Raw genomic sequence first — 15,740 nt, forward strand, 5'->3', positions numbered from 1 at the left:
ATCCTGGGAGGGGCGTCCCCACGGGGGCGCGGACAGCGAAGTGGCACTGCCCCACGGGCGTGCCCGTGGGGTTGCGGGGAGAACATGGACGAGGGCGTGCCCACCGGGCCGAAGGCGAAGTGGTGGAGCCGCCCCGCGCCGGTCCGCCAGGCACCGGGGCCGGCACCGATACCGGTACCCGCGGAGTCCGGCCCCGTGACGTCGCTGGGCTCCGAGCCCACGCAGCCGCACCCGCGTCCGCAGCCCCTGCACGCGCCCGACCCGTACGCGACACCGCCGTACGGGGGCGCGGGGCCCTGGGCCCCCGCACCGCCCGTGCAGCGGCCGGTGCCGACCCCGCCGCAGGGCACCTTCGTACCGCCGGCAGCGCCTTCGGCGACCCGGACCGGCGTGCCCCTGACGCCGCACCTCCAGCCCTCCCACTGGCTGCAGTACGACCCCTGGGGTGCGCACCGGCAGCCGCTGGTCCACCCCGGTGACCCGTCGGGGACGGACGGCGGCCGGAAGAGGAGAGGCCGCCGGGGTGCGCTGCTCGCCGGGGCGCTGCTGATCGCGCTGGTCGCCGGTGGCATCGGCGGCGGCGTCGGGGCGTACGTCGAACGCAACGGCGGCGTCACCCGCGTCGAGCTTCCCCAGGCCCGGGCGGAGGACGGCAGGGGCCGCGCCCCCGACAGTGTCGCGGGCATCGCGGCCAGCGCCCTGCCGAGCGTGGTCACCCTGCACGTCAGCGGGGCCGGCGAGCAGGGCACGGGCACCGGCTTCGTACTCGACGCGAAGGGCCACATCCTCACCAACAACCACGTGGTCGCGCCGGCCGGAGCGAGCGGCACCGTCACCGTCACCTTCAGCGGCGGCCAGAGCGCCAAGGCGAAGATCGTCGGCAAGGACAGCGGCTACGACCTCGCGGTCGTCCGCGTCCTGGGGGTCGACGGGCTCAAGCCGCTGCCCCTGGGCAACTCCGAGAACGTGCGGGTGGGGGACCCGGTGGTGGCCATCGGCGCTCCGTTCGACCTCCAGAACACCGTGACCTCCGGGATCATCAGCGCCAAGGAGCGCCCCATCACCGCGGGCGGCGAGAAGGGCGACGGCAGCGACATCAGCTATGTCAACGCGCTCCAGACCGACGCTCCGATAAACCCGGGCAATTCGGGTGGTCCGCTGGTGGATGCGCAGGCCCGCGTCATCGGCATCAACAGCGCCATACGGGCGGCCGACAGCGGTACGGGCCTGGAGGGCGGCCAGGGCGGCAGCATCGGCCTGGGCTTCGCGATCCCCATCAACCAGGGCAAGCGGGTCGCCGAGGAACTGATCAACACCGGCCGGGCGACGCACCCGGTGATCGGCGTCACCCTGGACATGAAGTACACGGGCGACGGCGCCCGCGTCGGCGCCAAGGGCGGGGAAGGCCCGGCGGTGACGCCCGGCGGCCCCGGCGCCCGGGCCGGGATCGAGCCGCGCGACATCATCACCGAGGTCGACGGCCAGAAGGTGCACAACGGCCAGGAGCTGATCGTCAGGATCCGCGCCCACCGCCCCGGCGACCGCCTCGAACTGACCGTGGTGCGCGCCGGCCGGGAACGGGCCGTCACCGTGACGCTCGGCTCGGCGGACGGCAAGTGAGCGGAGGCACGCGGGCGACGGCACGCGAGGACCGGACGCGAGCGGCGACACGTGAGCGACGGAAGGTGAGCGACGGAAGGTGAGCGACGACACAGGCGTCCATATGAGTGTTGCGTGAAGGTACCGTCCGGACAGACGGGGCGGGTACCGTTGACCGGGCCGGACCGGTCCTCTGCCTGCGGCGGGGAGACCCACCCGACCTGCGGGCGCGGAGAACCCAAGGAGCAACAAGGTGTTCAGTGACATAGGCGCACTCGAGCTGGTGACGCTCGTGGTCCTCGCTGTGCTCGTCTTCGGGCCGGAGAAGCTGCCGAAGCTGATCCAGGACGTCACGGGGATGATCCGCAAGCTCCGCGAGTTCTCCGAGAGCGCGAAGCAGGACATCCGCTCCGAACTCGGTCCGGAGTTCAAGGACTTCGACTTCGAGGACCTGAACCCGAAGACCTTCGTGCGCAAGCAGCTGATGGAGAGCGACGACCTCGGGCTCAAGGAGATCCGCAGCAGCTTCGACCTCAAGAGCGAGATGGCCGAGGTCGCGGACGCCGTGCACGGGCGCGACAGCGGTTCGTCGACGGGTTCCCCGAACGGCTCCGCCGGCAGGGCGAACCTGTCGAAGGAACCGGCCGGCGCCCCGGACCCGCTCAAGAAGCGCGAAACGCCCGCCCGGGGCGAGCGCCCGCCCTTCGACGCAGACGCCACCTGAGGCCCGCCCTTCGGGCCGAGTCGCGTCAAGGTGGCTATCCTCCATCTGTCCGGATGCGAGGACGCCCGAGGGGGGCGGGCCGCGCCGGACGCCACGGATCAAGGAGGCGGCCGGATAGATGGAGACCACGAGTCGGGTCGGAGCGCAGGGAGCACCCCTGCCGCCCAGCACGTCCACAGCGGAGGGGGTGCCAGCAGCCCGGCGTACGGTCGACGGCTATCTCCGAGCACCTTTCCCCTGGTACGGGCTGGATGAGGCGTTCACCGGGCCCCGCTGGCTGATGCAGGTCGGCATGGCGGCGGACGGCACGGTGCAGCACGGTTCCACGGGCCACGGAGAAGAGCCGTCGATACGGCCCGTCACCGACGACACCCAGGAGAAGGAGAGCTTCGTGGTGGTCGTCACCGTCGCCAGCAGCCCCGTTCGGCGCAGCAGTGACGGTACGGGTGTACTGGAGGCCACGTCGGTCTCCTCCGCCGCCCTGCTGGCCGGTTCCGGCCTGCTCTCTTCCACCTGGCCCGCGCAGCTCGACCACTCGCTGCGCGACGACTGGCTGGACCAGCAGACCGAGACGGCCTTCGAGCTGGCCGACGATCTGTCGGGGCCCGCCTGGTCGGCGCTGTCGCTGCCGGTGGACGAGGTGGCGAGGCCCTTCCACTACCGCGAGACGGAGTTCGGCTGGGTACTGGCGGGGGCCGGCGGGGACGGCGTGATCCTGGGAGCGTACGGGCGCGGAATCAGCGCGTACGGACTGGGCTTCTCGGTGATCAAGGACATCTCGACGTACGCCCACGACTAGGCGGAGCCGGGACCGGAGGTACGACGAAGGGGGCGCCGCCCCGCGTGGGCGGCGCCCCCTTCGTCGTACCCGGGACGTACCCGGGACAGGTCAGAACTTGTTGCGGGGGGTGATGCCCAGCGACATGCCCGACAGGCCGCGCGCGCGGCCGCCCAGCTTGCCCGCGATCGCCCGTAGCGCGGCACCGGCCGGCGAGTCCGGGTCGGTCAGCACGACGGGCTTGCCCTCGTCGCCGCCCTCCCGCAGCCGTACGTCGATCGGGATGGAGCCCAGCACCGGCACGTTCGCGCCGGTCGTCTTCGTCAGCCCCTCGGCGACCTTCTGGCCACCGCCGGTGCCGAAGACGTCGACCATCTCGTCGCAGTGCGGGCACGGCAGGCCCGACATGTTCTCGACGACGCCGACGATCTTCTGGTGGGTCTGCACGGCGATGGAGCCGGCCCGCTCGGCGACCTCGGCCGCGGCCTGCTGAGGCGTCGTCACGACGAGGATCTCGGCGTTCGGCACGAGCTGCGCCACCGAGATGGCGATGTCGCCGGTGCCCGGCGGCAGGTCGAGCAGCAGTACGTCCAGGTCGCCCCAGTACACGTCCGCGAGGAACTGCTGGAGCGCGCGGTGCAGCATCGGCCCGCGCCACACCACGGGAGCGTTGCCCGGGGTGAACATACCGATCGAGATGACCTTCACGCCGTGCGCCGACGGCGGCATGATCATGTTCTCGACCTGGGTGGGCCTGCCGTCCACGCCCAGCATGCGCGGCACGCTGTGACCGTAGATGTCCGCGTCGACGACGCCGACCTTCAGCCCGTCCGCCGCCATCGCCGCGGCCAGGTTGACCGTCACCGAGGACTTGCCGACGCCGCCCTTGCCGGACGCCACCGCGTAGACCCGGGTCAGCGAGCCGGGCTGGGCGAAGGGCACCTCGCGCTCGGCGGTGCCGCCGCGCAGCGCGCCCGCGAGTTCCTTGCGCTGTTCGTCGCTCATCACGTCGAGCTCGACGGAGACGCTTGTCACACCCTCGACGCGCTCGACCGCCTCGCGCACGTTGCTGGTGATGGTCTCGCGCATCGGGCAGCCGGAGACGGTGAGGTAGACCGCGACAGCAACCGCGCCGTCTGCCCCGATCCCAATCGATTTGACCATGCCGAGTTCAGTGATCGGTCGGTGGATCTCGGGGTCGTTCACCGTCGCCAGTGCTTCGCGCACCGCGTCTTCCATAGCCATACCGTGATGGTACGGCGCGTACCGCCGCCCCGGGGAAGCCCGTCAGCGGTCGCCTTCGTCACTCCCGGAAGCAGGTTCGGGCGGGAAGGGGGAGCGCCGCTCCTCCATCTCCTTGATCAGGTCCACGAACTCCGAGCGGATCCAGTCGCGGGTGGCGACCTCGCCGAGCCCCATCCGCAGCGACGCGATCTCCCGCGTGAGGTACTCGGTGTCCGCGATGGACCGCTCGTTCTGCTTGCGGTCCTGCTCGTGGGTGACCCGGTCGCGGTCGTCCTGGCGGTTCTGCGCGAGGAGGATCAGCGGGGCGGCGTACGAGGCCTGGAGCGACAGCATCAGCGTCAGGAAGATGAAGGGGTACTCGTCCCAGCGCAGGGCCGGGGGCGCGAAGATGTTCCAGAGCACCCACACGGCGATGGTCAGGGTCATCCAGACCAGGAAGCGCCCCGTGCCCAGGAAGCGCGCGATCCGCTCCGAGAACCGGCCGAACGCCTCCGGGTCGTACTCCGGCAGCAGCCGCTTGCGCGCGGGCCGCGGCTGGTCCAGGCGCACCCGGGACGCGCGCGGCAGCGCGCTGGCGCCCGTCGCGGTCCGGCCGCGCTCCCTCGGCTCGGTACTCCTCTCAGTGCCCACGAACGGCCTCCCCGCCCCGCACGGCCGCCGGCGTCTGCGGCGGCGGATCGTGGAACTCCGTCTCGCGCCAGTCGTCGGGCAGCAGGTGGTCGAGTACGTCGTCGACCGTCACCGCGCCGAGCAGCGAACCGCTCGCGTCCACGACCGGCGCGGCGACCATGTTGTACGCCGCCAGGTAGCTCGTCACCGCGGGCAGCGGCGTGCCCGGCGACAGCGGCGGCAGGTCGGACTCGACGACCGAGCTGACCAGGGTGAAGGGCGGTTCGCGCAGCAGCCGCTGGAAGTGCACCGTCCCGAGGTACTTGCCCGTCGGCGTCTCGTCCGGCGGCCGGCAGACGTACACCTGCGCGGCCAGCGCGGGGGAGAGGTCCTGCTGCCGTACCCGCGCCAGGGCGTCCGCGACCGTCGCGTCGGGCCGCAGGACGATCGGCTCGGTCGTCATCAGGCCGCCGGCCGTCCGCTCCTCGTACGCCAGCAGCCGCCGTACGTCGGCCGCGTCGTCCGGTCGCATCAGCATCAGCAGCCGCTCCTTGTCCTCCTCGGGCAGCTCGGACAGCAGGTCGGCGGCGTCGTCCGGGTCCATCGCCTCCAGGACGTCGGCCGCCCGCTCCTCCTTGAGCTTGCCGAGGATTTCCACCTGGTCGTCGTCGGGCAGCTCTTCCAGTACGTCGGCGAGCCGGTCGTCGTCGAGCGCCGCGGCCACCTCGGCACGGCGCTTGGGCGTCAGGTGGTGCAGGGCGTTGGCCAGGTCGGCGGGGCGCAACTGCTCGAAGGTGGCCAGGAGGCTCTCCGCGCCCTGCCCGTGCTCCTCCAGCGAGAATCCGGTGACCGCGGACCATTCCGCGGTCAGCGTCTCCCCACGGCGCCGCAGCGCGCCGCCCTTGCCCTTGCGTACGAAGACCTTGTCGATCTCCCAGTCGCGGCGGGCGGGCAGCTGCACGATCGACACGTCGAGGACGGTGACCTCCTCGCCGGTGTCCACCAGGCGCACCCGGCGGTCGAGGAGCTCGCCGAGGACGAGGCGTTCGGTCGGGCGCTGCTCGAAGCGGCGCATGTTGACCACGCCCGTCGTGATGACCTGGCCCGACTCGACGCCCGTCACGCGCGTCATGGGGAGGAAGATCCGGCGCCGGCTCACCACCTCGACGACCAGGCCGAGCAGACGCGGCGGCCTGCGGCCCACCCGCAACATCGCGACCAGGTCGCGGACCCGGCCGACCTGGTCGCCGTTCGGGTCGAACACGGCGATGCCCGCGAGGTGCGAGACAAAGATCCGGGGAGCGCCTGATGCCATCCGATGCGCCTCCCTGTGTCAGTAAATAGAGGCCGATAACGGGTTCAGGCTAGCCCGTGCAGGTCCGCCCCGCTCCCAAGAGACGTCCGGACGGCTCCCTTCCGGACAGCGTAGACGGCACAGGTACGCTGCCTGCTGCCACCCCGGACACCCGTATGAGAGGCAGTGCGCTTGTGACTGCATTTCCCCCGGCCGCCCGAGCCCGCCGGGCTGCCCTGCTCGGCGCCGTGTGCGTCGGGCTGACCGCGGCGCTCACCGCCTGCGGTGAGGAACCGAAACCGGACCCGGACAAGGGGACGAACGGGATGGGCAGACTCTCGGCCTCGGCCATCGAGGCCAAGGCGCGGAACGCGGCGCGCGACGCGGAATCGGTACGGCTCTCGGGCACCGTCGTCAGCAAGGAACGCTCGTACACGCTCGACATGCGGCTCAAGGAGGACGGCGGCACGGGCTCCGTGACCTCCGAGGACAGCACGTTCGAGCTGCTGCGCATCGAGGACGAGCTCTTCATGAAGGCCGGCGCCGACTTCTGGGACCACGGGGCGCAGCAGCCCACCGAGTCCGACGAGACGGCCGCAGGCAAGCTGGAGGACAAGTACGTGAAGGTCCCGGACGGCGACCCGGCGTACGACCAGCTGCGCGGCTTCACGGACAAGGACGTCCTGCTCGACGGCCTGCTCGGACTGCACGGCAAGCTGGCCAAGGGCGACCGCCGCAAGGTCGGCGGCGTCCGCACGATCGAGGTCACCGGCGGCAGGGGCACGGGAGGCAGCCTCGCCGTGTCGCTGATCGGCACGCCGTACCCGCTGAAGCTGGAGCGGGCGGGCGGCGCGGGCGTGGTCAGGCTGGCCGACTGGGACGAGGAGTTCGCGCTGGAAGCGCCGGACAAGGACGAGACCGTCGACTACGGCGGCCGGCTCCCCAAGACCTCGGACGGCGCTTCCTAGTCGCCGCTAGCGCTTCCCGCGCTTGAGCAGGAGGCGCGGGAGCGCTGCCGGCGCGGGCCGCCGCGTCGTCGCGTCCGTCGGCAGCGGGGCGGCCGAGAGCGAGCCGTCCGGCAGGCCGGTGTGCACGCTCCGCGGCTCCAGGCGCAGTACGCGGCACTCGCGGGCCCAGCGCTCGGTCATCTGCTCGGCGTCGGGCGCGTTCAGACGCTTGCCCTTGAGCTCGGCGACCGCCGCCTCCCACGCCTCGGACCCGGCCGCGTGCTCGGTGACCGCGGCCGTCCAGGCGACGATCCGGCCGCCCTTGTCCTTGCTGCGTACGGTCACTTCGGCGCTTTCGCCGTCGGCCAGTCCGGGCAGCGGCTGCTCGCCGGGGCCGTCGCCGACGACGTACGCGGCGCCGTCGTGCCACACGTGCCACAGGGAGCGGGCGGGGCCGGTGCCCCGTACCCAGATGAGCCCGGACTTCTTGGTGGCCTCCTCGACGAGGGCCTGGTCGAGCAAGGTCTGCGTCATGGGCGCAAGCCTAGGCCCCGTGCGCGGTGGGGCTTTCCCCTGCCCGCCCCTTCCCGCACCCGGGCTCCGCCCCGGACCCCGGTCCTCGATCCGCCCCGGACTGCGTCCGAAGGTCTGGGGCCCGTCCCGGTTCGGGAAGGGGCGGGCAGGGGAATCGCTCCGCAGGACCCGGCCCGGGCCGGGTGGGTGCGGTGGGGCCGGACAGCTCCGTCACCGGGTCATGCCCCTTACCTCTTACCGCTTACCGTGATCCCGTGTCCGCAACAGCCCGCCGCACCGACGGCCCCACCACCGCGCCCAATCCGCAGCAGCCCGGACTCCACGCCGCCCCCCGCACCGACCTCGTCCTGCTCGGCGTCGCCGTCGCCGCCGTGTCGTTCTCCGCGCCGCTCATCGCGGCGACCGCCGCCCCCGCGCTCGCCATCGCGTTCTGGCGCAACGCCATGGCGGTCGGCGTACTGAGCCCGGTGGTGCTGCTGAAGCACCGTGCCGAGCTGCGCCGCATCGGGCGCGGGCCACTGCTGCTCGCCGTCGCCGCCGGTGCCCTGCTCGCCCTGCACTTCGGGCTCTGGCTGCCCAGCCTCCGGATGACCTCCGTGGCGTCCTCGACCGCGCTCTGCACCACCACGCCCATCTGGACGACCATCCTGCTGCGGATGCGCGGCCACCGGCCGCCCCGCATGGTGTGGGCCGGGACCGTACTCGCCGTCGTGGGTGTCGTCGTCCTGACCGGTGTCGACCTGACGCTGTCCCCCCGGGCCCTCGCCGGCGACGCCCTCGCGCTCGGCGGCGGCATCGCGGCCGCCGGATACGTCCTGCTCGGGGCCGAGGTGCGGCGGACGGTGAGCACGACGGCGTACACCTGGATCTGCTACTCGACGACCGCCCTGATCCTGCTGGCGGTCTGTCTCGTCTCGGGCGTCGGCCTCGGCGGGTACGACGCCACCACCTGGCTCCAGCTCGCCGCCCTCACCGCCGCCGCCCAGCTCCTCGGCCACTCGCTCCTCAACCGCGTCGTGAGCACCCTGGGCCCCTCCGTCACCTCGACGGCGATCCTCCTGGAGACCCCGGGCGCCGCCCTGATCGCCGCGCTCTGGCTGGGGCAGCAGCCGCCGGTGGCCGCCTACCCCGCCCTGCTGGTGATCCTGGCCGGGCTCGCGCTCGTGGTCAGAGCCAGCCGTTCCGCTTGAGCGTGCGGTGGATGGACACACAGACCACCACGATCGAGCCCAGCACCAGCGGATAGCCGTACCGCCAGTGCAGCTCCGGCATGTGGTCGAAGTTCATGCCGTAGACACCGCAGATCATCGTCGGTACGGCCACGATGGCCGCCCAGGACGTGATCTTGCGCATGTCCTCGTTCTGGGCGACGGTCGCCTGCGCGAGGTTGGCCTGGAGGATCGAGTTCAGCAACTCGTCGAAGCCGACGACCTCTTCGTGGACGCGCGCGAGGTGGTCGGCGACGTCACGGAAGTACTTCTGGATGTCCGGATCGACGAGCCGCATCGGCCGCTCACTGAGCTGCTGCATCGGCCGCAGCAGCGGCGCCACGGCCCGCTTGAACTCCAGCACTTCCCTCTTGAGCTGGTAGATCCGGCCGGCGTCCGAGCCGCGCGGACTCCCTTTGGCGGGCGCGGAGAAGACATCGATCTCGACCTCGTCGATGTCGTCCTGCACGGCCGCGGCGACCGCGATGTACCCGTCGACGACATGGTCGGCGATCGAGTGCAGTACCGCCGAAGGCCCCTTGGCGAGCAGCTCCGGGTCGTCCTGGAGCCGGTGGCGCAGCGCCCGCAGCGACCCCTTGCCGCCGTGCCGCACGGTGATGACGAAGTCCTTGCCGGTGAAGCACATGACCTCACCGGTCTCCACGACCTCGCTGGTGGCGGTGAGTTCGGCGTGGTCGACGTAGTGGATCGTCTTGAAGACGGTGAAGAGGGTGTCGTCGTACCGCTCCAGCTTGGGCCGCTGATGCGCGTGTACGGCGTCCTCGACGGCCAGCGGGTGCAGTCCGAACTCGGCGGCGATACCGGCGAATTCGGCCTCGGTCGGCTCGTGCAGACCGATCCAGGCGAAGCCGCCGCCCTCCCGGACGCGGACCATCGCCTCGTGCGGGGTGAGGCACTCCGCGTCCTTCATCCGGCGCCCGTCGCGGTAGACCGCGCAGTCGACGACCGCGCTGCTCGCGGACGGGTCACGGGTGGTGTCGTAACTGCTGTACACGGTGCTGCTCTTGCGCAGGGACGGACGGACCGCTGCGCGCAGGTCACGGATCATCGACATGGCGGGCTCCTTCACGGAGAAGCCGTCAGCGAGGCATGGCACTGCCCGGAATGGAGACGTGCGGGCCACGGCATCGGGGCGCCGTACGTCGGCAAAGCGGGCGGCACCGCAGGGACGCGGTGACGGCGTTCGCTCAGACACGGATCAGGCAAAAACGAAGTGCTCTTCCGTCGCGCGAAATGCCGTGAGCCCCGTAGGTTTCACCGGTTGGCGGCCGGGTACGAAGGGCTTCAGGCCCCGGGGAACACTGACGGTGCGGAAGAGCGGTTGGTACTGCCTGGTCGACTTCGATCCACCGCAGCCCCACCTCCTCCGGCCGGTCCCCCTTGGGGGATGACGTGATGCCGGGACTCGAAAGCCACGCTTCTGCGTGCTGTCCCGGCCAGCGGCCAAGACTATCAGCCCACTGTTGTGTCAAGACCTTTCTTCACCGCTTCCATGCGCGCCTATGCTCACGGGCATGGGAGATGTTCTTGCGCTGGTGGAAGCCCGGTTGCGTACGGCGCTGGGCGAACCGGACGCGCGCGCCGCCGTCACGTTCCTCGGTACGGACCGTACGGAGGTACTGCGTTTCGTGGACGGCGACGTCGTCCGTTACGCCACCCTCGGCATGTCGGCCCAGCCGATGGCCGACCCGACCGCGGTCCTCGCCGACCCGGTGAAGGGCCCGCGCGCCGAGCTGGTCCTGTCGGTGCGGGCCGGTCTCGCCGACACCGACAAGGTGCTGCGCCCGCTCGCGGTCCTCGCGGCGTCGCCGCAGGTGGAGGGTGTGATCGTGGCCCCGGGCGCCTCGCTGGACCTCGGGGAGCCGCTGTGGCCCGGGGCGCCGTTCAGCTCCGTACTCGTCGCGGAGTCCGGCGGCCTGGTGGAGGACCTGGAGCTGGACGCCCCGATGGACCCGGTGCGCTTTCTGCCCCTGCTGCCCATGACACCGAACGAGGCGGCGTGGAAGCGGGTCAAGGGCGCGCAGGAACTCCAGGAGCGCTGGCTGACGCACGGCACGGACCTGCGCGATCCGCTGCGTGCGTCGGTGCCGCTCGACTGATCGTTCGATCGTTCCCCGGAGCCCCGCCCCGGGACCTCCCGCGAGCAGCGGAATCGGGTCCGGACGGGTGATCTTCCTTGACGCGGGGACGGCCGGGGAGGACCGTTGGGCCCTATGAGGGGCGAACCCAGTTGCCCGAAGTGCGGTGGCCGGGTCAGGGCGCCCGGTCTCTTTTCCGACTCCTGGCAGTGCGATGTGCACGGGACGGTGCATCCACAGCAGCCCGTGGTCCCGCCCAGCGTGGAGGCCCTCACCGTCGCGGTGAAGCGCGCCAAGGTTCCGGTGTGGATGCCGTGGCCGCTGCCCGTCGGGTGGCTTTTCACCGGGGTGTCCTGCGCGGGTGACGACCGCAGTGGCTCCCGTGCCACCGTCGTCGCCTGCTCCGGGCCCGGACCGCTCGGCGGACTCGGCGAGCTGCTGCTGGTGGCCGAGGAGCTCGGGGTCGGTCTCGGCGCGCGCTACGCGGGCGTGGACGGGCCCGATCCGGGGGCGTACATCGACATGAGGAAACCGCCGCAGGCCAAGGTCCTCGCGGCCGGCCGGCCGACCCCGCTGTGGCACGTCTCCGGCACCCCCGACGACCGCGCGGTCTTCGCGGGCGAGGCGTGCGGGCTGTGGGTGTGGGCGATCGCCTGGCCGGAACAGGCGGGCCTGCTGATGTACGACGAACTGATACTGACCGATCTGCGCGACGCGGGCGCGGAAGTGGACCTGGTGCCGTGCGGGGCGCTGTCGCCGCGTCTCCTCTCCTGACGGGACAGGGGACTGTTCGATTCCCGGCTATCCTGGACCGGTCCCCCGTCCCGCCGAGCCCCGGAGTCACGCGTCGTGCGCATCGACCTGCACACCCACTCCACCGCATCGGACGGCACGGACACCCCCGCGGAACTGGTGCGCAACGCCGCCGCGGCCGGGCTCGACGTCGTGGCGCTCACCGACCACGACTCGACGCGCGGCCACGCCGAGGCGATCGCCGCGCTCGCGTCGCTCCCGACCGGGCTGACGCTGGTCACCGGCGCCGAGCTCTCCTGCCGCCTCGACGGCGTCGGGCTGCACATGCTGGCGTACCTCTTCGACCCCGACGAGCCCGGGCTGGCGCGCGAGCGCGAGCTGGTGCGGGACGACCGGGTGCCCCGCGCGCGGGCCATGGTCGGCAAGCTCCAGGAGCTGGGCGTCGCGATCGAGTGGGACCAGGTGGCCCGTATCGCCGGAGACGGTTCGGTCGGCCGCCCGCACATCGCGTCCGCGCTGATGGAGCTCGGCGTCGTCGAGAGCGTCTCCGACGCCTTCACGTCCGACTGGCTGGCCAACGACGGCCGGGCGTACGTCGAGAAGCACGAGCTCGACCCCTTCGACGCGATCCGCCTCGTCAAGGCGGCCGGCGGAGTCACCGTCTTCGCGCACCCCGGCGCCGCCAAGCGCGGCGAAACCGTTCCCGAGAGCGCGATCGCGAAGCTGGCCGCCGCCGGGCTCGACGGGATCGAGGTCGACCACATGGACCACGACGGGCCCACCCGCGCCCGGCTGCGCGGCCTCGCCGCCGATCTGGGGCTGCTGACGACCGGGTCCAGCGACTACCACGGCAGCCGCAAGACCGTACAGCTCGGTGAGTTCACGACGGACCCCGAGATCTACGGCGAGATCACGCGACGCGCCACCGGCGCTTTCCCGGTGCCCGGCGCGGGCGGAAGCCTCCGTCCGTAACGCCGTACCCCGGCGCGCTTCCCGCTGCACTTCCCCCTCGTACGACCCTCTTCCCGCAAGGCATCACTGTGCTCGACTTCGCTGTTTTCGGATCCCTTTTTCTCACGCTTTTTGTGATTATGGATCCCCCTGGGATCACTCCGATCTTCCTCGCCCTGACCTCGGGCCGGCCCGCCAAGGTGCAGCGCAGGATGGCCTGGCAGGCCGTCGCCGTCGCCTTCGGCGTGATCGCCGTCTTCGGCGTCCTCGGCCAGCAGATCCTCGACTACCTGCACGTGTCCGTGCCGGCGCTGATGATCGCGGGCGGCCTGCTGCTCCTTCTGATCGCGCTCGACCTGCTGACCGGCAAGACCGACGAGCCGACGCAGACCAAGGACGTCAACGTCGCGCTCGTACCGCTGGGGATGCCGCTGCTGGCGGGCCCCGGCGCGATCGTCTCGGTGATCCTCGCCGTACAGCACGCGGACAGCGTCACGGCGCAGGTCTCGGTCTGGGCGGCGATCGCCGCGATGCACGTGGTCCTGTGGCTGGCCATGCGCTACTCGCTGCTGATCATCCGTGTGATCAGGGACGGCGGCGTGGTCCTGGTGACGCGTCTCGCGGGCATGATGCTGTCCGCGATCGCCGTGCAGCAGATCATCAACGGCGTCACCCAGGTGATCCGGGGCGGCTGACACGCACGAGCGCCCCCGTACGCGACGTACGGGGGCGCTTACCTCAACAAACCGCTATGGCGTTATGAAGCCGAGGTCTCGGCCGGGCGGATGTAGATGCGCTGGCCGACAGAGGCGGCCTGCTGCACGATCCGGTTGACGGAGGCGGCGTCCACGACGGTGCTGTCGACGGCGGAACCGTCGACGTCGTCCAGGCGCATGATTTCGAAGCGCAAGGCTTCTCCCTTCGTCTGATCCTCCTGCTGGAGAACTGTGGGTGGGAACGCGAGACTAGGCGTCGCACGTTCTCTGAGGGTTACAACGGTGTACCCACCGCGGTCATTCCCTACGCTAAAGAAAATTTTCGGCTCTCTAAATACTCACGGGTGGCGGGACCGGTTGTGCCCGCTCGCTCACGCCACGGACAATGAGATCCGTATGGACGACGCACAGCCTTCGGGCCCCACTGAACTGGCCGGGATCGCCTCCCGCCTGGAGCGCACCAACGAGCTGCTCCAGCGCATGCTCGCCGAGGTGGCGAAGACCCCTTCCACCCACGCGATCTTCGTCGACGCCGGATACGTCTACGCGGCGGCCGGGCTGCTCGTGACCGGGACCGAGGACCGCAGGTCCTTCGACCTGGACGCGGAGGGGATGATCGAGGCGTTCATCGACAAGGCCCGGACGATCTTCGCGGACAGCAGGCTGCTGCGGGTGTACTGGTACGACGGGGCCAGGCGCCGCATCCACACCACCGAGCAGCAGTCGATCGCCGAGCTGCCCGACGTCAAGGTCCGCCTCGGCAACCTCAACGCCAACAACCAGCAGAAGGGCGTCGACTCCCTGATCCGTACGGACCTGGAGTCACTGGCCAGGCACCGCGCCATCAGCGACGCGGCCCTGGTGGGCGGTGACGAGGACCTGGTCTCCGCGGTCGAGGCCGCCCAGGGCTACGGCGCGCGGGTCCACCTGTGGGGCATCGAGGCGGGCGAGGGCCGCAACCAGGCCGAACCGCTCCTGTGGGAGGTCGACAGCCAGCGCACGTTCGACCTCGACTTCTGCAAGCCGTACGTCACGCGGCGCCCCGTCACGACGTACGAGAACGAGGGCGCCCCGCGGCCGTCCCGCGAGGACGTCCGCTTCATCGGCGCGCAGATCGCGGCGGCGTGGCTGGGGGCGCGGGGCCGGGAATCGCTGGCCGACCTGCTGCCCGGCCACCCCTACCTGCCGGGCTCGGTGGACCAGGAGCTCCTGGTGGAGGCGGAGCGGCTGCTCCAGCGGTCCCTGCGCGGCCACGCGGACCTCCGCCGGGCGCTGCGGGACGGCTTCTGGCACCACCTCCAGGCCCAGTACTAACCCTGGCCCCTCAACTGTGCGGCCCGGCCCAGCCCCGAAGGGCGTCCCAGAACCCCGCCAGCGCCTTCGCGGTCTCCTCCGGCCGGTCGGTGTTCGGGGAGTGCCCGGCGCCCTCGACGACCGTCCGGTACGCGCCCAGCCGTTCGGCCATCCCGTCGATCAGCGGTACCGGCCAGGTGTCGTCCGTGGACCCCGACACCACGTGCGCCGCGAGTCCCAGCGCGGCGAGCTCGGCCACGCGGTCCGGCTCGCCCGCCAGCTGCCTGCCGGTGGCGACGAGCTGTGCGGGGCTGTGCCGGAGCCAGCGCGCGCGCAGGGCGGCGCCGTCGAGGTCGGCGTCCTCCGGGGGGTCGAGCGCCTTCATGCTCTCCCACACCTCGGCCATGGTCATGAAGCCGAGGGCCTGCGTCAGCAGTGCGATCTTCTGCTGCTGCGCGGGTGAGACCTCGGCCGGGCCCGACGACATGAGGGTCAGCGACGCGAACGGCGCCGCGTCGAGCAGTGCGGCCGCGCGGGCGATCTGGCCTCCGAGGGAGTGCCCGACGAGGTGCACCGGCGTACCGCACGCGGCCGCCTGCGCATGCACGTCCCGGGCCAACTCGCCCTGCGCGTAAGCCTCTTCGCTGTCGGGCCCCTCGGATTCGTACTGCCCGCGCCCGTCGACCGAGACGACCCGGTACCCGGCCTCGGCGAGCGGTACCAGCATCGCGATGAAGTCTTCCTTGCTCCCGGTGTACCCGGGCAGCAGCAGCGCGGTGCCCCTGGGCTCCGCGTGTCGCGGCCGCGCTTCGAGCGCGGCGAACACGCCGCGCGACGTGCGCAGGGGGAGGGCGCGGGAGCCGGGGGGCGGGGTGAAAGTGGGCGGCCTGCTCATGCGACGAGGCTAACGGCTGCACGGCGCTGCGTACGGGCCGCACGGGCCGCACCTTTCGTGGCGGTGGGAGGCCGCGCCCCCGCCGCCGTACGCCG

At 71.6% G+C, this 15,740-nt stretch carries 17 protein-coding genes; 10 read left to right on the forward strand and 7 right to left on the reverse strand.

Annotated features, from left to right (window positions below; genetic code table 11):
- The first annotated feature begins 84 nt into the window (after positions 1-84).
- The 3 genes from ACWDZ4_RS01525 to ACWDZ4_RS01535 all read left to right on the forward strand — a co-directional run bounded on the left by ACWDZ4_RS01525 (position 85) and on the right by ACWDZ4_RS01535 (position 3,122).
- Entirely contained in the window at positions 85-1,620 is a 1,536-nt protein-coding gene (locus ACWDZ4_RS01525; RefSeq protein ID WP_451506442.1) for a trypsin-like peptidase domain-containing protein, read from the forward strand.
- Between the two features lie 232 nt (positions 1,621-1,852).
- A complete protein-coding gene (locus tag ACWDZ4_RS01530; RefSeq protein ID WP_451506443.1) occupies positions 1,853-2,323 on the forward strand; it encodes a sec-independent translocase in 471 nt (156 codons plus the stop codon).
- Between the two features lie 118 nt (positions 2,324-2,441).
- Positions 2,442-3,122, forward strand: coding sequence for a hypothetical protein (locus ACWDZ4_RS01535; protein ID WP_451506444.1), 681 nt, complete (start codon positions 2,442-2,444; stop codon positions 3,120-3,122).
- 90 nt (positions 3,123-3,212) lie between these two features.
- Here the strand turns inward: ACWDZ4_RS01535 and ACWDZ4_RS01540 are convergent, their stop codons facing one another.
- Genes ACWDZ4_RS01540 through ACWDZ4_RS01550 form a run of 3 tightly spaced genes read right to left on the reverse strand, consistent with a single transcriptional unit; the run spans position 3,213 to position 6,270 of the window.
- Positions 3,213-4,346: an Mrp/NBP35 family ATP-binding protein gene (locus ACWDZ4_RS01540; protein WP_451506445.1), complete on the reverse strand. Its 1,134-nt coding sequence runs from the start codon at positions 4,344-4,346 to the stop codon at positions 3,213-3,215.
- A gap of 42 nt (positions 4,347-4,388) precedes the next feature.
- Complete coding sequence (locus tag ACWDZ4_RS01545) at positions 4,389-4,976, reverse strand: DUF1003 domain-containing protein (RefSeq protein ID WP_451506446.1); 588 nt, start codon at positions 4,974-4,976, stop codon at positions 4,389-4,391.
- The gene (locus ACWDZ4_RS01550; RefSeq protein WP_451506447.1) at positions 4,966-6,270 is read right to left on the reverse strand and encodes a magnesium transporter MgtE N-terminal domain-containing protein; all 1,305 of its coding nucleotides are present in this window, start codon (positions 6,268-6,270) and stop codon (positions 4,966-4,968) included. Before ACWDZ4_RS01550 ends, ACWDZ4_RS01545 begins: the two co-directional genes overlap by 11 nt.
- Positions 6,271-6,443: 173 nt before the next feature.
- Here ACWDZ4_RS01550 and ACWDZ4_RS01555 point away from each other — a divergent pair, with 173 nt between their 5' ends.
- Positions 6,444-7,217, forward strand: a complete 774-nt coding sequence (locus tag ACWDZ4_RS01555; RefSeq protein WP_451506448.1) for a hypothetical protein — start codon at positions 6,444-6,446, stop codon at positions 7,215-7,217.
- Between the two features lie 6 nt (positions 7,218-7,223).
- Here the strand turns inward: ACWDZ4_RS01555 and ACWDZ4_RS01560 are convergent, their stop codons facing one another.
- The gene (locus tag ACWDZ4_RS01560) at positions 7,224-7,730 is read right to left on the reverse strand and encodes a hypothetical protein (protein WP_451506449.1); all 507 of its coding nucleotides are present in this window, start codon (positions 7,728-7,730) and stop codon (positions 7,224-7,226) included.
- 254 nt (positions 7,731-7,984) lie between these two features.
- On the opposite strand from ACWDZ4_RS01560, the gene ACWDZ4_RS01565 reads away from it, so the two are divergent.
- Positions 7,985-8,920, forward strand: coding sequence for a DMT family transporter (locus tag ACWDZ4_RS01565; RefSeq protein WP_451506450.1), 936 nt, complete (start codon positions 7,985-7,987; stop codon positions 8,918-8,920).
- Here the strand turns inward: ACWDZ4_RS01565 and ACWDZ4_RS01570 are convergent.
- Positions 8,898-10,013 (reverse strand): magnesium and cobalt transport protein CorA, encoded by a 1,116-nt coding sequence (locus tag ACWDZ4_RS01570; RefSeq protein ID WP_451506451.1) that lies wholly within the window; start codon positions 10,011-10,013, stop codon positions 8,898-8,900. The genes ACWDZ4_RS01565 and ACWDZ4_RS01570 overlap by 23 nt on opposite strands.
- Positions 10,014-10,473: 460 nt before the next feature.
- On the opposite strand from ACWDZ4_RS01570, the gene ACWDZ4_RS01575 reads away from it, so the two are divergent.
- From ACWDZ4_RS01575 to ACWDZ4_RS01590, 4 genes are all read left to right on the forward strand, one after another.
- Positions 10,474-11,058, forward strand: coding sequence for a suppressor of fused domain protein (locus ACWDZ4_RS01575; protein WP_451506452.1), 585 nt, complete (start codon positions 10,474-10,476; stop codon positions 11,056-11,058).
- 114 nt (positions 11,059-11,172) lie between these two features.
- On the forward strand, positions 11,173-11,811 hold the full coding sequence (locus ACWDZ4_RS01580) for a DUF6758 family protein (RefSeq protein ID WP_451506453.1): 639 nt from the start codon (positions 11,173-11,175) through the stop codon (positions 11,809-11,811).
- Positions 11,812-11,886: 75 nt separating this feature from the next.
- Entirely contained in the window at positions 11,887-12,762 is an 876-nt protein-coding gene (locus tag ACWDZ4_RS01585) for a PHP domain-containing protein (RefSeq protein ID WP_451506454.1), read from the forward strand.
- A gap of 68 nt (positions 12,763-12,830) precedes the next feature.
- Complete coding sequence (locus ACWDZ4_RS01590) at positions 12,831-13,436, forward strand: MarC family protein (protein WP_451506455.1); 606 nt, start codon at positions 12,831-12,833, stop codon at positions 13,434-13,436.
- A gap of 62 nt (positions 13,437-13,498) precedes the next feature.
- On the opposite strand, the gene ACWDZ4_RS01595 is transcribed toward ACWDZ4_RS01590, so the two are convergent.
- Complete coding sequence (locus tag ACWDZ4_RS01595) at positions 13,499-13,651, reverse strand: hypothetical protein (RefSeq protein ID WP_093799180.1); 153 nt, start codon at positions 13,649-13,651, stop codon at positions 13,499-13,501.
- A 202-nt stretch (positions 13,652-13,853) separates the two neighbouring features.
- On the opposite strand from ACWDZ4_RS01595, the gene ACWDZ4_RS01600 reads away from it, so the two are divergent.
- Positions 13,854-14,771 carry an NYN domain-containing protein gene (locus tag ACWDZ4_RS01600; RefSeq protein WP_451506456.1) on the forward strand — a complete coding sequence of 306 codons (918 nt, stop codon included), beginning with the start codon at positions 13,854-13,856 and terminating at the stop codon, positions 14,769-14,771.
- Positions 14,772-14,781: 10 nt separating this feature from the next.
- Here ACWDZ4_RS01600 and ACWDZ4_RS01605 read toward each other — a convergent pair whose 3' ends face one another.
- Positions 14,782-15,645, reverse strand: a complete 864-nt coding sequence (locus ACWDZ4_RS01605) for an alpha/beta fold hydrolase (RefSeq protein WP_451506457.1) — start codon at positions 15,643-15,645, stop codon at positions 14,782-14,784.
- Positions 15,646-15,740 lie beyond the last annotated feature (95 nt).

Source organism: Streptomyces sp. NPDC003016 (genome assembly GCF_053591455.1).

What these genes read in the sequence shown, in the direction of transcription:
- ACWDZ4_RS01525 (WP_451506442.1), top strand. Translation starts at nt 85, where the DNA reads ATGGACGAGGGCGTGCCCACCGGGCCGAAGGCGAAGTGGTGGAGCCGC.
- ACWDZ4_RS01535 (WP_451506444.1), top strand. Translation starts at nt 2,442, where the DNA reads ATGGAGACCACGAGTCGGGTCGGAGCGCAGGGAGCACCCCTGCCGCCC.
- ACWDZ4_RS01540 (WP_451506445.1), bottom strand. Translation starts at nt 4,346, where the DNA reads ATGGCTATGGAAGACGCGGTGCGCGAAGCACTGGCGACGGTGAACGAC.
- ACWDZ4_RS01550 (WP_451506447.1), bottom strand. Translation starts at nt 6,270, where the DNA reads ATGGCATCAGGCGCTCCCCGGATCTTTGTCTCGCACCTCGCGGGCATC.
- ACWDZ4_RS01560 (WP_451506449.1), bottom strand. Translation starts at nt 7,730, where the DNA reads ATGACGCAGACCTTGCTCGACCAGGCCCTCGTCGAGGAGGCCACCAAG.
- ACWDZ4_RS01570 (WP_451506451.1), bottom strand. Translation starts at nt 10,013, where the DNA reads ATGTCGATGATCCGTGACCTGCGCGCAGCGGTCCGTCCGTCCCTGCGC.
- ACWDZ4_RS01575 (WP_451506452.1), top strand. Translation starts at nt 10,474, where the DNA reads ATGGGAGATGTTCTTGCGCTGGTGGAAGCCCGGTTGCGTACGGCGCTG.
- ACWDZ4_RS01580 (WP_451506453.1), top strand. Translation starts at nt 11,173, where the DNA reads ATGAGGGGCGAACCCAGTTGCCCGAAGTGCGGTGGCCGGGTCAGGGCG.
- ACWDZ4_RS01600 (WP_451506456.1), top strand. Translation starts at nt 13,854, where the DNA reads ATGGACGACGCACAGCCTTCGGGCCCCACTGAACTGGCCGGGATCGCC.
- ACWDZ4_RS01605 (WP_451506457.1), bottom strand. Translation starts at nt 15,645, where the DNA reads ATGAGCAGGCCGCCCACTTTCACCCCGCCCCCCGGCTCCCGCGCCCTC.